At 74.7% G+C, this 15,149-nt stretch carries 15 protein-coding genes; 11 read left to right on the plus strand and 4 right to left on the minus strand.

The window, feature by feature from the left end; all coding sequences use genetic code 11:
- Positions 1 to 85: 85 nt before the first annotated feature.
- Positions 86 to 1,396, minus strand: a complete 1,311-nt coding sequence (gene hemA, locus JI742_RS03650; protein WP_201824075.1) for a glutamyl-tRNA reductase — start codon at positions 1,394 to 1,396, stop codon at positions 86 to 88.
- Between the two features lie 150 nt (positions 1,397 to 1,546).
- Here hemA and JI742_RS03655 point away from each other — a divergent pair, with 150 nt between their 5' ends.
- The 5 genes from JI742_RS03655 (at position 1,547) to bioD (ending at position 5,110) form a co-directional block, all read left to right on the plus strand.
- Positions 1,547 to 1,825, plus strand: coding sequence for a hypothetical protein (locus tag JI742_RS03655; protein ID WP_182663764.1), 279 nt, complete (start codon positions 1,547 to 1,549; stop codon positions 1,823 to 1,825).
- A 30-nt stretch (positions 1,826 to 1,855) separates the two neighbouring features.
- Positions 1,856 to 2,500, plus strand: a complete 645-nt coding sequence (gene queE, locus JI742_RS03660; protein WP_182663766.1) for a 7-carboxy-7-deazaguanine synthase — start codon at positions 1,856 to 1,858, stop codon at positions 2,498 to 2,500.
- An 85-nt stretch (positions 2,501 to 2,585) separates the two neighbouring features.
- Positions 2,586 to 2,957 carry a 6-pyruvoyl trahydropterin synthase family protein gene (locus tag JI742_RS03665; RefSeq protein ID WP_182663768.1) on the plus strand — a complete coding sequence of 124 codons (372 nt, stop codon included), beginning with the start codon at positions 2,586 to 2,588 and terminating at the stop codon, positions 2,955 to 2,957.
- A 26-nt stretch (positions 2,958 to 2,983) separates the two neighbouring features.
- Positions 2,984 to 4,372 carry an adenosylmethionine--8-amino-7-oxononanoate transaminase gene (gene bioA, locus JI742_RS03670; RefSeq protein ID WP_201824076.1) on the plus strand — a complete coding sequence of 463 codons (1,389 nt, stop codon included), beginning with the start codon at positions 2,984 to 2,986 and terminating at the stop codon, positions 4,370 to 4,372.
- A gap of 6 nt (positions 4,373 to 4,378) precedes the next feature.
- Positions 4,379 to 5,110 (plus strand): dethiobiotin synthase, encoded by a 732-nt coding sequence (gene bioD, locus JI742_RS03675; protein WP_201824077.1) that lies wholly within the window; start codon positions 4,379 to 4,381, stop codon positions 5,108 to 5,110.
- A 51-nt stretch (positions 5,111 to 5,161) separates the two neighbouring features.
- On the opposite strand, the gene JI742_RS03680 is transcribed toward bioD, so the two are convergent.
- Positions 5,162 to 7,870, minus strand: a complete 2,709-nt coding sequence (locus JI742_RS03680; RefSeq protein WP_201824078.1) for a serine/threonine-protein kinase — start codon at positions 7,868 to 7,870, stop codon at positions 5,162 to 5,164.
- Complete coding sequence (locus JI742_RS03685) at positions 7,867 to 8,424, minus strand: ECF-type sigma factor (protein WP_201824079.1); 558 nt, start codon at positions 8,422 to 8,424, stop codon at positions 7,867 to 7,869. Before JI742_RS03685 ends, JI742_RS03680 begins: the two co-directional genes overlap by 4 nt.
- 158 nt (positions 8,425 to 8,582) lie before the next feature.
- Here JI742_RS03685 and JI742_RS03690 point away from each other — a divergent pair, with 158 nt between their 5' ends.
- The 6 genes from JI742_RS03690 (at position 8,583) to JI742_RS03715 (ending at position 13,483) form a co-directional block, all read left to right on the plus strand.
- Entirely contained in the window at positions 8,583 to 9,443 is an 861-nt protein-coding gene (locus JI742_RS03690) for a ParA family protein (RefSeq protein WP_201824081.1), read from the plus strand.
- 15 nt (positions 9,444 to 9,458) lie between these two features.
- Positions 9,459 to 9,665, plus strand: coding sequence for a hypothetical protein (locus JI742_RS03695; RefSeq protein WP_201824082.1), 207 nt, complete (start codon positions 9,459 to 9,461; stop codon positions 9,663 to 9,665).
- 152 nt (positions 9,666 to 9,817) lie between these two features.
- The gene (locus tag JI742_RS03700; protein WP_201824083.1) at positions 9,818 to 10,543 is read left to right on the plus strand and encodes a PEP-CTERM sorting domain-containing protein; all 726 of its coding nucleotides are present in this window, start codon (positions 9,818 to 9,820) and stop codon (positions 10,541 to 10,543) included.
- A gap of 129 nt (positions 10,544 to 10,672) precedes the next feature.
- Complete coding sequence (gene bioF / locus JI742_RS03705; RefSeq protein ID WP_201824084.1) at positions 10,673 to 11,866, plus strand: 8-amino-7-oxononanoate synthase; 1,194 nt, start codon at positions 10,673 to 10,675, stop codon at positions 11,864 to 11,866.
- Between the two features lie 12 nt (positions 11,867 to 11,878).
- Positions 11,879 to 12,991: an alpha/beta hydrolase family protein gene (locus JI742_RS03710; protein ID WP_201824085.1), complete on the plus strand. Its 1,113-nt coding sequence runs from the start codon at positions 11,879 to 11,881 to the stop codon at positions 12,989 to 12,991.
- Positions 12,992 to 13,063: 72 nt separating this feature from the next.
- Positions 13,064 to 13,483, plus strand: a complete 420-nt coding sequence (locus JI742_RS03715) for a hypothetical protein (protein WP_201824087.1) — start codon at positions 13,064 to 13,066, stop codon at positions 13,481 to 13,483.
- 44 nt (positions 13,484 to 13,527) lie between these two features.
- Here the strand turns inward: JI742_RS03715 and JI742_RS03720 are convergent, their stop codons facing one another.
- A complete protein-coding gene (locus JI742_RS03720) occupies positions 13,528 to 15,123 on the minus strand; it encodes a VWA domain-containing protein (RefSeq protein WP_201824088.1) in 1,596 nt (531 codons plus the stop codon).
- Positions 15,124 to 15,149 lie beyond the last annotated feature (26 nt).

Consider the following 15,149-nt stretch of genomic DNA (forward strand, 5'->3'; position numbering starts at 1 on the left):
GGCGGGGCGGCCCGGGCCGGCGGGCGGCGATGCAGGCGGGGCCCGATCGCCCCCCGTACGGACCGGGGGCGGCCGCGACGCGGCGCTAGGCCCCGTCGCCTTCGGCCGGCTCGCTGCCGCGCGGGCCGCGCAGGAAGAGCCGCGAGACCGTGCCCACCATCTGCTGCCGCTGCACCGGGTCGGCGCCGTGCAGCTCGGCCATCGTGCCGTGCAGCAGCTTCTGGGTGAGGCCGCGGCTCAGGGCATCGAGCACGGCCTCCACCGGCTCGCCGCGCGCCAGCAGGCGGCGGGCGCGGGCGAGTTCGGCCTCGCGCCAGACATCGGTCTGCGCATGCAGGGCACGGATCAGCGGCGGCACGGTGGCGCGCTGGTCCAGCCAGTGCACGAAGCTCTGCACGCCGGTCTCGATGATGGCCTCGGCCTGGGCCACGGCGGCCTGGCGCTTCTCGCCGGCGCTCTGCACGATGGCCGAGAGGTCGTCGACGGTGTAGAGGTAGATGTCGTCCAGCCGCGCCACCTCGGGCTCGATGTCACGCGGCACGGCCAGGTCGACCATGAAGACCGGCCGGTGGCGGCGGCGCTTGAGCGCCCGCTCGACCGCGCCCAGGCCGATCAGCGGCAGGCTGCTGGCCGTGCAGGAGACGACGATGTCGAATTCGTGCAGCCGGGTCGAGAGATCCGTCAGGCGCAGGGCCTCGGCGCCGAAGCGCAGGGCCAGCTTCTCGCCGCGTTCCAGGCTGCGGTTGGCAATCGCCATGCCGGCGGGCTGGCGCGCGGCGAAGTGGGTGGCGGCCAGCTCGATCATCTCGCCGGCGCCGACGAAGAGCACCCGCGTCTTCTGCAAGTCCTCGAAGAGCTGGCCGGCCAGGCGCACCGCGGCGGCGGCCATGCTGATCGAGTGGGCGCCGATCTCGGTGGCGGTGCGCACTTCCTTGGCCACCGCGAAGCTGCGCTGGAAGAGCTGGTGCAGCGTGCTGCCCAGGGTGCCGGCGCTGTCGGCCTCGCGCACGGCCTGCTTCATCTGGCCAAGGATCTGCGGCTCGCCGAGCACCATGGAATCGAGCCCGCTCGCGACGCGGAAGGCATGCCGCGCGGCGGCGTCGCCCTGCAGCAGGTAGCTGTGCGGGCGCAGGGCCTCTCCCTGGATGCCGCCCACGCTGGCCAGCCAGTCCAGGGCCGGCTTGACCAGGGCGGGCTCGGCCGAGCAGTACAGCTCGGTGCGGTTGCAGGTCGAGAGCAGGGCCGCCTCGGGCGGCCGGGCCACGCGCTTCTCGGCGCCCAGGCGCTCGCGGAAGGCTTGCAGCGTCGGCCCGAGCTGGTCGAGCGTGAACGCGAAGCGGCCACGCAGGTCGACCGGCGCGGTGGTGTGGTTCAGGCCCAGGGCAAAGACGCTCACGGGGCGGATTCTAGAATTCGAAGTCGATTTCGCCGAGCCCCGTTCGGATCGAAGGCCTCCGGCCCCTCGTGCTCCCCCGGCGAGGCAAGCCGATGCAGACGCGCCGGCCCCCGGATCGCCCCCGGCCGCCCCCACCCCGCCCCCGACCCGATGAGCCCCGGCCTGGCCCTGCTCCACCTCCTCAACCTGCTGCTGCCCGGCCTGCTGCTGGGCGCGCTGACGGCCGCGGCGGCCAAGCTGATCTGGCGCCGCGAGCTGGCCGACCGGCCCTGGCGCCGCCTGGCCGCCTGGAGCGGTGCCGCCGCCGCCGCGGCCACCGTGCTCGGCCTGGTCCTGCTCGGCCGCGATGGCAGCATGGCGGCCCATGCCGCCAGCGTGGCCGCGGCCGCGCTGGCCCTCTACGCCGCCGGTTTTCGCGCCGGTCGCTGAACCCGCGCAAGCCTGCTGAAGGACCGGCCCGTGGCCTACACCGTCAAGGAAACTTTCTACACCCTGCAGGGCGAGGGCACGCATGCGGGCCGGCCGGCTGTCTTCTGCCGCTTCGCCGGCTGCAACCTCTGGAGCGGCCGCGAGGCCGACCGCGCCGAGGCCGTCTGCCGCTTCTGCGACACCGACTTCGTCGGCCACGACGGCCTGGGCGGCGGCAAGTTCGCCGATGCGGCCGCGCTGGCCGCGCATGTCGCCGGCTTCTGGCCGGCCGCACCCGGCGGTCACCGTTTCTGCGTGCTGACCGGTGGCGAGCCGCTGCTGCAGGTGGACGGACCGCTGATCGAGGCCCTGCATGCCCAAGGCTTCGAGATCGCGGTGGAGACCAATGGCACGCTCGCCGCGCCGCCCGGCATCGACTGGCTCTGCGTCAGCCCCAAGGCCGGTGCCCCGCTGCTGCAGCAGGCCGGCGACGAGCTGAAGGTCGTCGTGCCCCAGCCCGGCCTGGACCTGGCCGCGCTGGAGGCCCTGCCCTTCGCCAGCCGCCGCGTGCAGCCCATGGACAGCGCCGACCCGGCCGCCCGCCGCGCCGCCGCGGACTGGGCGCTGCGCTGGTGCCTGGAGCATCCGGCCTGGTCGCTCAGCGTGCAGACCCACAAGGTGCTGGGCATCCGCTGAGACGCTGCCGGCCCGGTGCCGGCAGCGGCCGGCCGCCTGCCGGACAATCCGCGCCTCGCCGGCGCCTGCCGGCCGCCCCGTCCCCATGTTCGAACTCAGCCAGTCCTTCTACTTCGAGTCCGCCCACACCCTGCGGCGCCGTGTCGGCGATGCCGCCGAGGAGGCCGGCAGCCGCCGCATCCACGGCCACACCTACCAGGCCGAGGTGGTGCTGGCCGGCACGCCGGATGCCGAGAGCGGCATGCTGGTGGACCTGGCCATCGTGCGGGCCGCGGTCGCCCGCCTGCGCGAGCGCCTGGACCACCACCTGCTCGACGAAGTGCCCGGCCTGGGTCTGCCGACGCTGGAGCGGCTCTGCGTCTTCATCTTCGATGCGCTGAAGGCCGAGCTGCCGCAGGCGGTGGAAGTCAGCGTCTGGCGCGAGCGCAGCGGCGACCGCTGCACCTACCGGCCTTGAGCGTCCGTCCCGGACCCCCCGCGTCCATGGACCTGGCCGAGCGCAGCCGCCGCGCCGTCTGGCACCCCTGCACGCAGATGCAGCGGCACGAGGCCGAGCCGCTGCTGGCCATCGCCCGCGCCGAGGGGCCCTGGCTGATCGACGAGCAGGGCGGCCGCCATCTGGACGCGATCAGTTCCTGGTGGACCAATCTCTTCGGCCATGGCCACCCGCGCATGGTCGAGGCGCTCAGCGCGCAACTGCGCACGCTCGACCATGTGATGCTGGCCGGCCTGACCCACGGCCCGGTCGTCGAGCTGTCCGAGCGCCTGGGCGCAGCCACCGGCCTGGGCCATGCCTTCTATGCGAGCGATGGTTCCTCGGCCACCGAGATCGCGCTGAAGATGAGCGCCCACGCCTGGGCCAATGCCGGCCGGCCGGCCAAGCAGCATTTCGCCGGCCTGGCGGGCGGCTACCACGGCGAGACGGTGGGCGCCCTGGCCGTCACCGACATCCCGCTCTTCCGCGCCGCCTATGCGCCGCTGATCCGCCTGGCCGCCACCCTGCCCAGCCCCGATGCACGCGGCGCGCAGGCCGGCGAGGACGCGCATGCCGTGGCCCTGCGCGTGGCCGCCGAGATCGACACCTGGCTGGCCGCGCATGCCGACACCACCGCGGCCTTCATCCTGGAGCCGCTGATCCAGTGCGCCGGCGGCTTTGCCATGCACGACGCCGAATTCCTGCGCCGCGTGCGCGCCAGTTGCACGCGGCATCAGGTGCATCTGGTGCTCGACGAGATCGCGGTCGGCTTCGGCCGCACCGGCACGCTGTTCGCGCACCAGCAGGCGGCGACCCCGGACCAGGCCCTGCGGCCGGATTTCCTCTGCCTCTCCAAGGGCCTGACCGGCGGCGTGCTGCCCCTGTCGGCCGTGCTGACGACCGAGGCGGTCTACGCCGCCTTCTACGACCGCGAGCCCGCGCGCGGCTTCCTGCACAGCCACAGCTACACCGGCAACCCGCTGGCCTGCCGCGCCGCGCTGACCGTGCTGGACCTGTTCGAGCAGGACGATGTGCTGGCCCGCAATGCCGCCACCGCCGCCGCGCTGGACGCCGCGCTGGCACCCCTGCACACCCACCCGGCCCTGCGCCATGCGCGCCGCCTGGGCATGGTCTGGGCCTGGGACCTGGCGCCCGGATGGGCCGCCGCGCTCGCGCATGAGCCGGGCGGCTTCGCCGGCGCCTTCCACCGCGCGGCGCGCGCCCGCGGCCTGCTGCTGCGGCCCATCGGCCCCACGCTCTACCTGATGCCGCCCTATGTCCTGGGCGCGGCCGAGATCGCCCACCTGGCCGAGGGCACGCTGGCCGCGCTGGAGGCCACGCTGGCCGGCGCGCGGGCGCCCGACCCCCGGGCGGCCCCGCATGCCCCGCTGCCCTGAAACGGCATGAACGAAATCCCCGCGCTGCCGCCCTTCGCCTGCTTCGTCACCGGCACCGACACCGGCGTCGGCAAGAGCCGCTTCAGCGTCGCCCTGCTGCAGGCCCTGCACCGGGCCGGCCATGCGCGGGTGGTCGGCATGAAGCCGGTGGCTGCCGGGGCCGAGCGGCAGCCCGATGGATCCTGGCTGAACGAGGACGTGGCGGCACTGCGCGCGGCCTCCACCCTGGCCGTGCCGGCTGCGCTGGACAACCCGGTCGTTCTGCCCCTGCCGGCCTCGCCGCATGCCGCGGCGGCGGCAGCGGGCCTGCGCATCCACCTGCCGCCCATCGTCGCGGCCTGCCGCGCCTTGCAGGCCCAGGCCGATGCCGTGGTGGTGGAAGGTGCAGGGGGCCTGCGCGTGCCGCTGTCCGACACGCTCGACGGCGGCGACCTGGCCCAGGCCCTGGGCCTGCCGGTGATCCTGGTCGTCGGCCTGCGCCTGGGCTGCCTCAACCATGCCCTGCTGACGGCCGAGGCCCTGGCCGCCCGCGGCCTGCACCTGGCCGGCTGGGTGGCCAATGTCATCGAGCCGGGCATGCTGGCCGCCGCGGCCAATGTCGAGTACCTGCAGGCCCGCCTGCCCGCGCCGCTGCTGGCGCACTGGCCCTGGGCGCCCGGCCTGCCGCCGCCCGCGCCGGACCTGCACGCGCTGCTGCACCCGGCCGCCGCTGCGCCGCGGGCCGCTGCTTCTTCCTGATCGGCACATGCAGGCCGCGCGCCGACCGCGCCGGCCTGAAGCCGCGCCCGCTCAGGGCGATGCGCTGGCCGCTTGCAGCGGCGCCACGGCTGGCTCGATTCCCAGATCGCCATCGTCCGGATGGCGCCAGTCCGAGGCGCGCAGGGCTTCGCGCAGCGCCTCGGCCTCGGCCCGCCGGCCCTGGGCGAGCAGGGCGCGCAGCTTGACGGCGATCAGCGCCGGATTGCCTGCGCGGGCGCCGTCCTCGGAAAGGCGCAGGCTGTCGTCCCAGGCCTGATTGGCCTCGGCCGGACGGCCCGCCCGCTCGCAGGCGCGGGCCAGGGCCACGGCCAGCTCGGCCGCCAGGCGCTGGTGCGAGGCGAAGAGCCGCTGCTGCCCCGGGGCATCGCGCGGCAGGCGATCGAGGAGGGCGCGCGCTGCGGCTCGGCTGGCTTCGTCCTCGGGCCGCAGCCGCAGCCGCTCGGCCAGCAGCATGGCCGGCAGCAGGCGCTGCCATTCCACATCCTGCGGGTCGACCTCGGGCTGCGCACGCGCGAGCATGGCGTCCACCTCGCCCAGCCGCAGGGCGCTGTCGGCCGGCCGGCCCTGCAGGCGCAGCAGGCGCGCGTCCTGCACCAGGGCCACGCCAAGCTGCCAGGTGTTGAACACGCTCTCGCGCTCGGCCGCGATCATCTCGCGCAGCCGGTCCAGCCCCGGCGTCTGCGCCTGTCGGCTGGCGGCCAGCTCGCCCATCTCCAGCAGGTATTGCGCCGTGATGATCTGGGCGCTGGCCTCGATGTAGTGCACCCGCTGGTCGCTCCCCGCCTGGGGGGGCTGCCGCACCAGCGACAGCATCCTGCGGGCGCCCTCCAGCGCCTCGCGCAGCTTGCCGTGGGCGGCAAGCGCCCGGGCCTGCCAGCCGGCGCCGTGGGCGGCATAGATCCATTGCCCGGGGACGCGCTGCGCCAGCTCGATGACCTTCCGGCGGGCGGCCTCGTGCCGGGCCAGCGCGGCCGGCAGGTCGTGCTGCTCCATCAGCACCACGCCCATATTGCTCAGGCCGCCGGTGTAGCTGTCGAGCAGGCCGGGATGCTCCGGGGCGATCGTCAGCCCGCGCTCGGACAGGGCGAGCGAATCCTGGATAGCGGCCACCCACATCGCCATCTCGCCGCGCAGGCCGGCCACCCAGCCCAGCCGGTCGAGGCTCAGGCTGTGGGCGGCGATGCGGTCGGGATCGTCCGGCGACATCGCCAGCAGCATGGCGGTGGTGTCGGCGGCGGCGCGGCGGCTGCGCTCGGCCTCGGCGAGCCGGCCGCGTTCTTCGGCCAGGTCGCTCAGCATCTGGAGCACGGCGGCCTGGCGCAGCAGGTCCTCGCCGCGCTGACGGCGGGCGGGCTGGCTGGCGTAATAGGCCAGCACCTTGCTGCCGACGGCGTCGAGCACGTCCAGCCGGCCCACCGCATCCAGCCGTTCGCGCAGGTCGCCCAGCATGAATTCCAGCAGCCCCTCGGCCTGCTGGCGCTGGCGGTTGGCCTCTTCGGCCTGGCGCAGGGCCAGGCCGGCGCTGACGAGCAGCAGCGCGCCGGACAGGCTGCCCGCCAGCACCGCCCAGCGGTTGCGCTGCACGAACTTGCGCAGGCGGTAGGCCGCGCGGTCGGGCCGGGCGCGCACCGGCTCTTGCCGGAGCCAGCGGCGCAGGTCGTCGGCGAATTCGGCGGCGGTTGCATAGCGCTCGGCCGGGGCCTTCTTCAGCGCCTTGGCGACGACGGTTTCCAGGTCGCCGCGCAGCAGCCGCGCGCGCCGGGCCGCCGCCGCGCCGCCCTGGCGCAGCACGGTCTCGGACAGGCGCCGCGGCGTGTGCTCGACCACCGCGCGCAGCCGGTCCAGGGTGGTGGCGGTCGGCGCGGGCGTCGGGTGCTCGCCGCTCAGCAGGGTGTAGAGCAGCACGCCGAGGGCATAGACATCGGTGGCGGTGGTGACTTCGCCGCCCTGGAGCTGCTCGGGCGCCGCGTACTGCGGGGTGAATGCGCTGCCGGCCTCACGCGTCAGCTCGGTGGCCTGGCCGGGGGTCTCGGCATCGGCCAGCAGCTTGCCGATGCCGAAGTCCAGCAGCTTCACCTGGCCCTGGGCGCTGACGAGGATGTTCGAGGGCTTGAGGTCGCGGTGCAGGATCAGCCGGCTGTGTGCATGGGCGACCGCGCTGAGCACGTCGAGGAAAAGCCGCAGCCGGGCTGGCAGGTCGAGCCCGAGCTGCTCGCAGTGCTGGTCGATCGGCAGGCCCTCGACATGGTCGAGCACCAGGTAGGGCTGGCCGTCCGGCCCGACGCCGGCATCGATCAGCCGCGCGATGTGCGGATGGTCGAGCCGCGCCAGCAACTGGCCTTCGCGGGCGAAGCGCTCGGCCTCGCCGCGGCTGCGCAGGCCGGTGCGCAGCAGCTTGATCGCAACCCGGCCCTCGTAGCGGCCGTCGGTGCGCCGGGCCTGCCACACGCTGCCCATGCCGCCTTCGCCCAGCGCATGTTCCAGGGTGTAGGCGCCGAGGGTCTGGCCGCCTCGGGCTGCGGCGCCCCCGCCCAGGGCCGGCTGGTCGAGGAAGCCTTCGGCATCCAGCGCCGCCAGTTCGTTGAGCAGGGCGGCAAGCTCCTCGGCCTCTGCACCCTGGCCGGCGGCGCGCAGGGCATCGAGATGCGCGGCCCGCGCGGCCAGGTCCAGGTCGAGCAGCATGTCGATCCGGGCCGACAGTTCGGCCCAGCGGGCGGGGTCCGGCGGGCTCGGGCTCAAGCGCGCAGCGACATCGCCAGGAAGAGCCGCGCCTTCTGCCAGTCGCGCTGCACGGTGCGTTCGGTCACGCCCAGACCGGCGGCGATCTCGGCCTCGCTCAGGCCGCCGAAATAGCGCAGCTCGACGACCTGGGCCTGGCGCGGGTCGACCGCGGCCAGGCTGTCCAGGGCCTCATGCACCCGCAGCAGTTCCTCGTCCTGCGCGCCGATCTGCTCGACATGCTGGGTGTCCAGCGGCACATGCTCGATGCCGCCACCGCGGCGCTGCGTCTGCCGCGTGCGCACCAGGTCGACCACCACGCTGCGCATCGCGCGGGCGGCGTAGGCAAAGAAGTGCTTGCGGTCGGCGAAGGCCGGCATGTCCTGCATCTTCAGCCGCAGGAAGGATTCGTGGACCAAGGAAGTCGTGTCCAGCAGGGTCATCGCGCCGGCATCGCGCACCCGGCTGCGGGCGAGCTGGCGCAGCTCGGCATACAGCTTGGTGTAGAGCCGTTCGGCGGCTTCGGGGTCGCCGTCGCCAGCTTCGCGCAGCAGGAGGGTGAGGTCGGCGGCCATGGAGGAACGACGTCGGGACAAGGTCCGCGGATGCATCAGTCTAGTGCGCACCCCCATTCTTGGGGGGGTTGTCGTGTTTCCCGTCGGCTTCCCGTTTGAGCAAGGGAGAAGCGCTGCGTGTGCTTCCCGAGCCCCCAACCGCCCCGAGGACCCCGACCATGGACAAGATCGTTGTGCAAGCCGATCGCGACGCGCTGTACCAGCGCCTGGGCCTGCCCGGGGTGCCAGCCCGACCGGTGGCTTGGCTGGACCAGTTCCCCCCGACCGACGAGCGACTTCCCTCCGAGGCCATGCCCGCGCCCTCGGGCGATGCCGGCCGCGCGCCGCGCGTGCTGCTGCACAGCCTCCAGGGCGGCGTGGGCCTGAGCACCCTGGCCGTCGGCCTGGCCAGCCAGTTGGCGCGGGCCGGCCTCCAGGCCCGTCTGCTCGACCTGGGCCGCCAGGGGCAGGCCAGCTTCTATTTTCAGGAGATCGAGCCGCTGCCCGGTCACGATGCGGCCTGGCTCGATGGCCGGCGCTTCGGTCGGCGGCTGGGGGTGATCTGCCCGCCGGCAGCGCAGCCGCCCGGCTTCGACACCCTGGCCCTGCGCTGCCAGCAGGTCTTTGGCGAGGGCGCGGAGCAGAGCTTCCTCGTGGCCGATCTGCCCGCGGCCGGGCATGCCCATGCGCAGGCCCTGCTGGCCCAGGTCGATCTGGCGGTGATCCCGCTGCGGCCCGACCTCTTCGCCCTGCAAGCGGCCGACCGCATGCTGCGCCTTGTCGAGGCCGTCCGCGCCCCGGCGCTCTTCGTGCTCAACGGCTTCAACCCCGAGCTGCGCGCCCAGCGCAGCGTGCAGACCGCCTTGCACGATCTGCTGGGCAAGCGCCTGCTGGACGCAACCCTGCCCCAGGACCCGGGCCTGGCCGATCGCCACATGGCCTGCGAGCCGCTGGAGGCCGCCCTTTATCGCAGCGTCGGCTTCCAGGCCCTCTATGCCCGCTGCGCGCTGGCGGCCATGCGCCGCATGGCGCATCTCTGACCTTTGCCCTTTTTCATGGCCCTCGGCATTCATTCCCTGATCGTCCTGGCCGCGCTGCTTGCCGCCCCGGCACCGCATGCGGCCGACCCGCTCGCGCAGCCCGCGCATGGCGCCGAGCCACTTGCCCGTCCGGCACAAGATAGCGAGGCCGGCTCGGTTGGACTGCTGCTGCTCGGCCTGCTGGCCGTAGGCGGCCTCCTGCTGGTCCGCCGGCGGGAGTGACCGTCTCCCCTGAACGAGGGGGGTTCCAGCCTCCGATATCGATGGTGCTGCGTAACAACGACAACGTAAGTCGTTACGACACGCCACCCTGTACGCCCGGGTCCGGAGGCTTGTTCCTCCTGCCCCGCCGACTTCTCCAACCGACTGCCCCCATGCCCATCCTCCGTGCGCTCACCCTGGCCCTGCTGGGCCTTCCGGCCTTGGCCTCCGCCCAGCTTGTCACCACCGCCTACACCGACCGCGGCAGCTTCGAAGCCGCCGCCGGCACCGTGATCCAGCAGGACTTCAACGGCTACACCAGCGACATCGACCTGCGCAGCACTGCCTTCGACTTCGGCGATTTCTCGGTCCGCGGCCTGGGTGATGGACAGCGTGACGATGCCGGTGCCGATCGCAACTACCTCGATGCCCCCGTCTTCGCGCCGGCCAACATCGTGGGCGGCCTGCCGGTGTTCAACAGTGCGCACCTGAACCTGCTGGTCAAGTCCTCCTCGCTGCTCTCGCCGACCACGTCCAAGGTGAGCTTCGAGTTCGACAGCCCGCTGCTGGCCTTCGGCGCCAACCTGGCCGGCATCAACTCGCTGCTGGGTTCGGGCGTGAAGATCCAGGTCGACGGCATCGACCTCGCCGCCCAGCCGATGAGCACCGCCGGCCAGCCCAGCGACATCCAGTTCTTCGGCTTCACCTCGACCACCGGCTTCACCAAGGTCGAGTTCCTGAGCGACGGCAGCCTGCTCGTGCCGCATGTGCCCTTCCTGCTCGACAACCTTGTCTACGCCCAGGCGCCGGTGCTGAGCCCGGTGCCCGAGCCCGAAACCTACGCTCTGATACTCGGCGGCCTGGGCCTGCTGGCCGCCCTGCGCCGTCGCCGCGCCTGAGCGGCTGAGGACGCCTGCCCGGCGTCCGGCCCCTGCCCCGCACGGCTTGCGCCGACAGCCCCGCCCCGGCGGGGCTTTTTCATGCCCGGCTGGACAATGGCGGCGCCGCCTCCCCAGTCCCGCCTGCCCATGCCCACCCCCGATGCCGCGCTCGCGCCCGAACTGGACGACTGGATCGCCCAGGGCTTGCAGCGCCGCCGCCGTGCGGTGCGACCGGTGCCCGGATCGGGCGGCGTGCGGCTGCTGGTCGACGGCATTGAGTGCCTGGCCTTCTGCAGCAACGACTACCTGGGCCTGGCCCAGCATCCGGCGCTGATCGCCGCCGCGCAGGCGGCCACCGCCGGCTTCGGTGCCGGCGCAACGGCCTCGCCCATGGTCTGCGGCCACAGCGAGGCGCAGGCCGCGCTGGAGACCGAACTGGCTGCCTTCCTCGGCCGGCCGCGCGCGCTCTACTTCTACGCCGGCTATGCGGCCAACCTGGGCGCGCTGCCGGCCCTGGTCGGGCGCGGGGATGTGATCGTCTCCGACCGCCTGAACCATGCTTGCCTGATCGACGGTGCGCGGCTTTCCGGCGCCACCGTGCGGCGGGTGCCGCATGCCGACCTGGCGGCGGTCGATGCCGCCCTTGCCGGGGCGGCCGGCGCGCGGCGGCGGCTGGTGGTCGTCGACGCCGTCTTCAGCATGGACGGCGACCTGGCCGACCTGCCCGCCCTGCTGGCCCTGTGCGAGACGCATGACGCCTGGCTCTACATCGACGATGCGCACGGCCTGGGCGTGCTCGGCCCGCGCGGCCAGGGCAGCGTGGCGCATTGGGGTCTGGACGGTGCGCCCTGCCTGGAGCGGCTCATCCACATGGCCACCCTGGGCAAGGCCGCGGGCGTCGCCGGCGGCGTGATCGCCGGCAGCGAGACCGTGATCGAGTGGCTGCTGCAACGGGCGCGCACCTACATGTTCGCCACCGCCGCGCCGCCCGCCACCTGCGCCGCGCTGCGCGTGGCGCTGCGCCTGATCGCCGAGGAGCCGCAGCGCCGCAGCCAACTCGTCCTGCTGCGCGAGCGCCTGCGCGCCGGCTTGCAGGGCCTGCCCTGGCAACTGGCGCCGTCCGACACGGCCATCCAGCCGCTCATCGTGGGCGACAGCGCTGCCGCCCTGGCCCTGTCGGCTGCGCTGGAGACGCGCGGCCTCTGGGTTCCGGCCATCCGCCCGCCCACCGTGCCCGAGGGCAGCGCCCGGCTGCGCATCACCCTGAGCGCCGCGCACGGCCTGGACGATGTCGACCGACTGAGCCTCGCCCTGCAGGCTCTGGCCGCCGCCCAGGCTTGAGCCGACGCTGCCATGGACGCCCGCCGCCGTCGCCTCAGCCTGGCCCTGCCGCTGGCCGCACTGGGCCGGCCCGCCGCCGCCGAGCCAGCCGGCCAGCTGCCGGCCGACCCCGGCGGGCCCGGCCCCTGGGCCCGCGGCCGCATCGACCTGGACCTGCCCGCCGACGCGTCGCAAGGCAGCCGCCCGCTCGCCCTGGCCTTGCACCAGCCGCTGGACGCGCCGCCCGGCCCGCGGCCGCTGCTGCTCGTCTCGCACGGCGCCGGGGGCGACCGCGACAGCCACCGCGCCCAGGCCGAGCACCTGGCCTCGCACGGCTTCGTCGTGGCCTGCGTCGAGCATCCGGCCAGCGGCCCGGCCCGGCTGCGCCGGGGCGGTCGCCTGCGGGCGAATCTGGCCGCCATGACGCGCGATGCCGAGGAGGTGCTCGGCCGGCCGCAGGACCTGCGCCGCGTGCTGGACCGCCTGCTCGCCGGCACCCTGGAGGTCTCCGGCCCCGTGCCGCGCATCGACCCGGCGCGGATCGCCGCCCTCGGCCACAGCTTCGGCGCCGCCACCGTGCTGATGCTGGCCGGCGCGCGGGTCGCGCTCGACGTGCTCCAGCCGCCGCAAGCCGGCGCGCCGGGCTTCGGGCCGGACCGCTTCGAGCCGCGGCTGCGCACGGTGATCGCGCTGTCGCCGCAGGCCGAGGCGCCCCCCTTCTTCCGTCCCGGCAGCTTTGCCAGCCTGCGCTGCCCGGTGCTGGGCCTGAGCGGCAGCCGCGATGCCAGCCAGGGCGAGATCGGCCCCGAGGACCGCCGCGCCGCCTTCGACCGTTGGCCGGTCGATGGCAGCCGGCATGGCCTGGTCTGGATCGAGGGCGCAGCCCACCTCGACTTCGCCGACGACGGCGCGCTGCCGACCGCGCCGCGCCCCCGCCTGCGCCGCGAGGCCGCCCGGGCGCCCAGCGCACCCGGCCCCCTGGCGCGCGCCCGCGAGGCGGTGCAGCCGCTGGTCCGCGCGGCCTGCCTGCTGCATCTGCGCGATCGGCTCTTCGACGATGCCCAGGCCCGAGCCCGCCTCGGTGCCCCCGGCCTGACGCCCTGGCTGGGCGGTATGGCGCGCGGGGTCGAGGTGCTGCGGCGCTAGCGGCAAATCCCGGCGCTGCGGCGGGAAGGCCGCTCTTCCTACACTGCGCGCCCACCCTCACGATGGACTGCCATGACGATCCGCCACGTGCTTTGTCTCGCCGTGCTCGGCGCATCTGCCCTCGGGGCGGCCCAGGCCGCGCCGCCGCTGCCCTACAAGACCGTCGCCGAGGCGCTGGCGGCGCTGTCGGCCAAGGACGGCGCGATCAAGACCGAGGCCGAGGGCTGGGTCACGGTGACGGAGCCGGTCGAAGGGGTGCAGTGGAGCTTCGTGCCGCCGACGCATGGGGCCTACCCCAGCATGGTCCGGCGCAGCATCGCGCGCCCGCCGGGCGAGCCGGCGCGTGTCGAGATGGCGACGATCTGCGAAGCCTCGGCCAGTGCCTGCACGGCGCTGGCGCAGGAGTTCGAGGCGCAGAACAGCCGCTTCGAGCAGTACGTGCGCAGCCGCGGCCGCAAGCCGCCGCCCGGCGCGGCGCCGGGCACGCCCTGAGCCGGGCTTGAGCGCCGCAGGCCGCCCGGGCCTGCGGCACGGCATCAGCCGCGCAGCGGCGGGCGGGTGGGCGATCCCGGATCGTCGCCCCCGCCCTGGGCGGCCAGCCCGCGCTTGGCGCGTTCGCTGAGCGCGTTCGGAAAGTACAGCGCGGTCAGGCTCTTGCTGTGCACCGGCGAGTGGCCGCCGGCCTGGGCGGCCGGGTCGGGATGGTGGCGGCGCCAGTCGCGCACCCAGTGCAGCTCGTCGCACAGTTCCAGCAGGCCCAGCGTCTCGCGGTCGCCGACGAGCAGGCCGCAGACCTTCAGGCCCAGCGCGGCCCGGGCCTGATCCAGCGCATCGAGCGTGGCGGCAGTGCAGCCGAACTCGCCATCGCTCACCACCAGCAGGTCGGCCTGCTGCCAGCCCGCGGCCTGCACGCGCTGCAGGGCGGTGGTGATGGGCTGGGCCAGGTCGGTGCCGCCGTCGAAGGACTGGCCGATGAAGTCCAGCAGCGCGTCCAGTCCCTGGGCATCGAAGCCCAGGCGGTGCTCCAGCACCTCGCCCGCGCCGCCGAAGGCCAGCACATGGCAGCCGCGGCCCTCGCGGCGGGCGACCCGCGCGGCTTCCAGCACGACGGCCTTGGCCACGCGCTCGGGCGCGCCGCGCATCGAGCCCGAGGTGTCGACGCAGACCAGCATGGGCCCGCGCGCGGCCGGTGGCGGGGCCGCCTGCGCGGCGGCGGCCACCCACTGATCGGGCGCGCCGGGCCGCGGCTCGGGCCAGACCGCGGCTTCGTCCCAGACCATCAGCCGCGATTCCGCCAGCCGCGCCCGCCACAGGCGGTGCAGCAGCGGATGGCCGAACTGCGCGGCCTCGGCCGGCAGCATGCGGGCCAGATCGCGGCCGGGGCGCACGCCGGTGATCTCGCCCGGCGCGCCGGGCAGGCGGGTGTCGACCGCCGCGCCGCGCCGCCGCCGGGGCGATTCGGCCTGCGGCTGGGACTGCGGCGGGCTGGCATCCGGACGCTGCCGGCCGAGGCGGGCGATCAGCGCGGCCAGCTCGGTCTGGCGCCGCATCAGGGCCATCAGGTCGCGCGCCTCGTGCAGTTCGCGGCGGCGGAGCTGGCCGGCCAGGCCATCCCATTCCAGCTCGCCGAGTTCGCCCAGGTCCTTCAGCAGGCCGAGCAGGTCGGCCAGGTCGGCGCCCAGGGTCTCCCACTCGGCGCGGAAGGCCGCGACCATGGCGGCGATGGCCTCGTCACGCGACTGGCCGGCCGGCCGGTCGATCAGTGTGTCCAGATGCCACAGCGCCGTGCGCAGCACCTGTTCCGCCACGGCGGGCAGCGCGCGGGCGGCCTCGGGCAGACCGAGCGTACCGAAGGCCGCGCGCAGCGGCGTCACCGCCTCGGCATCGCCGAGCAGGGCCTCGGCCGGTGGCAGCTCGCCCGCCAGCAGGGCCGCGCGCCAGGCGGGCAACTCGGCCAGGCGCGGCGCGGGCCGGCCGCTGGAATTGATCAGGGCCGGCAGCCACAGCTCGCGCGGCAGCGCGGCCACGTCTGACCAGGGCCGGTCGGCGAAGCCGGGCGCGGCCGGGGGGCCCTCGGCGCCGGCTGCGGAGGCAGGCGCTTCAGGCCAGGCGGATGAGGGCAGGGCGCTCATGCCGGCACGCGTGGGCTGCGTCTCAC

The organism is Piscinibacter lacus, from assembly GCF_016735685.1.
GTDB lineage: Bacteria > Pseudomonadota > Gammaproteobacteria > Burkholderiales > Burkholderiaceae_C > Aquariibacter > Aquariibacter lacus.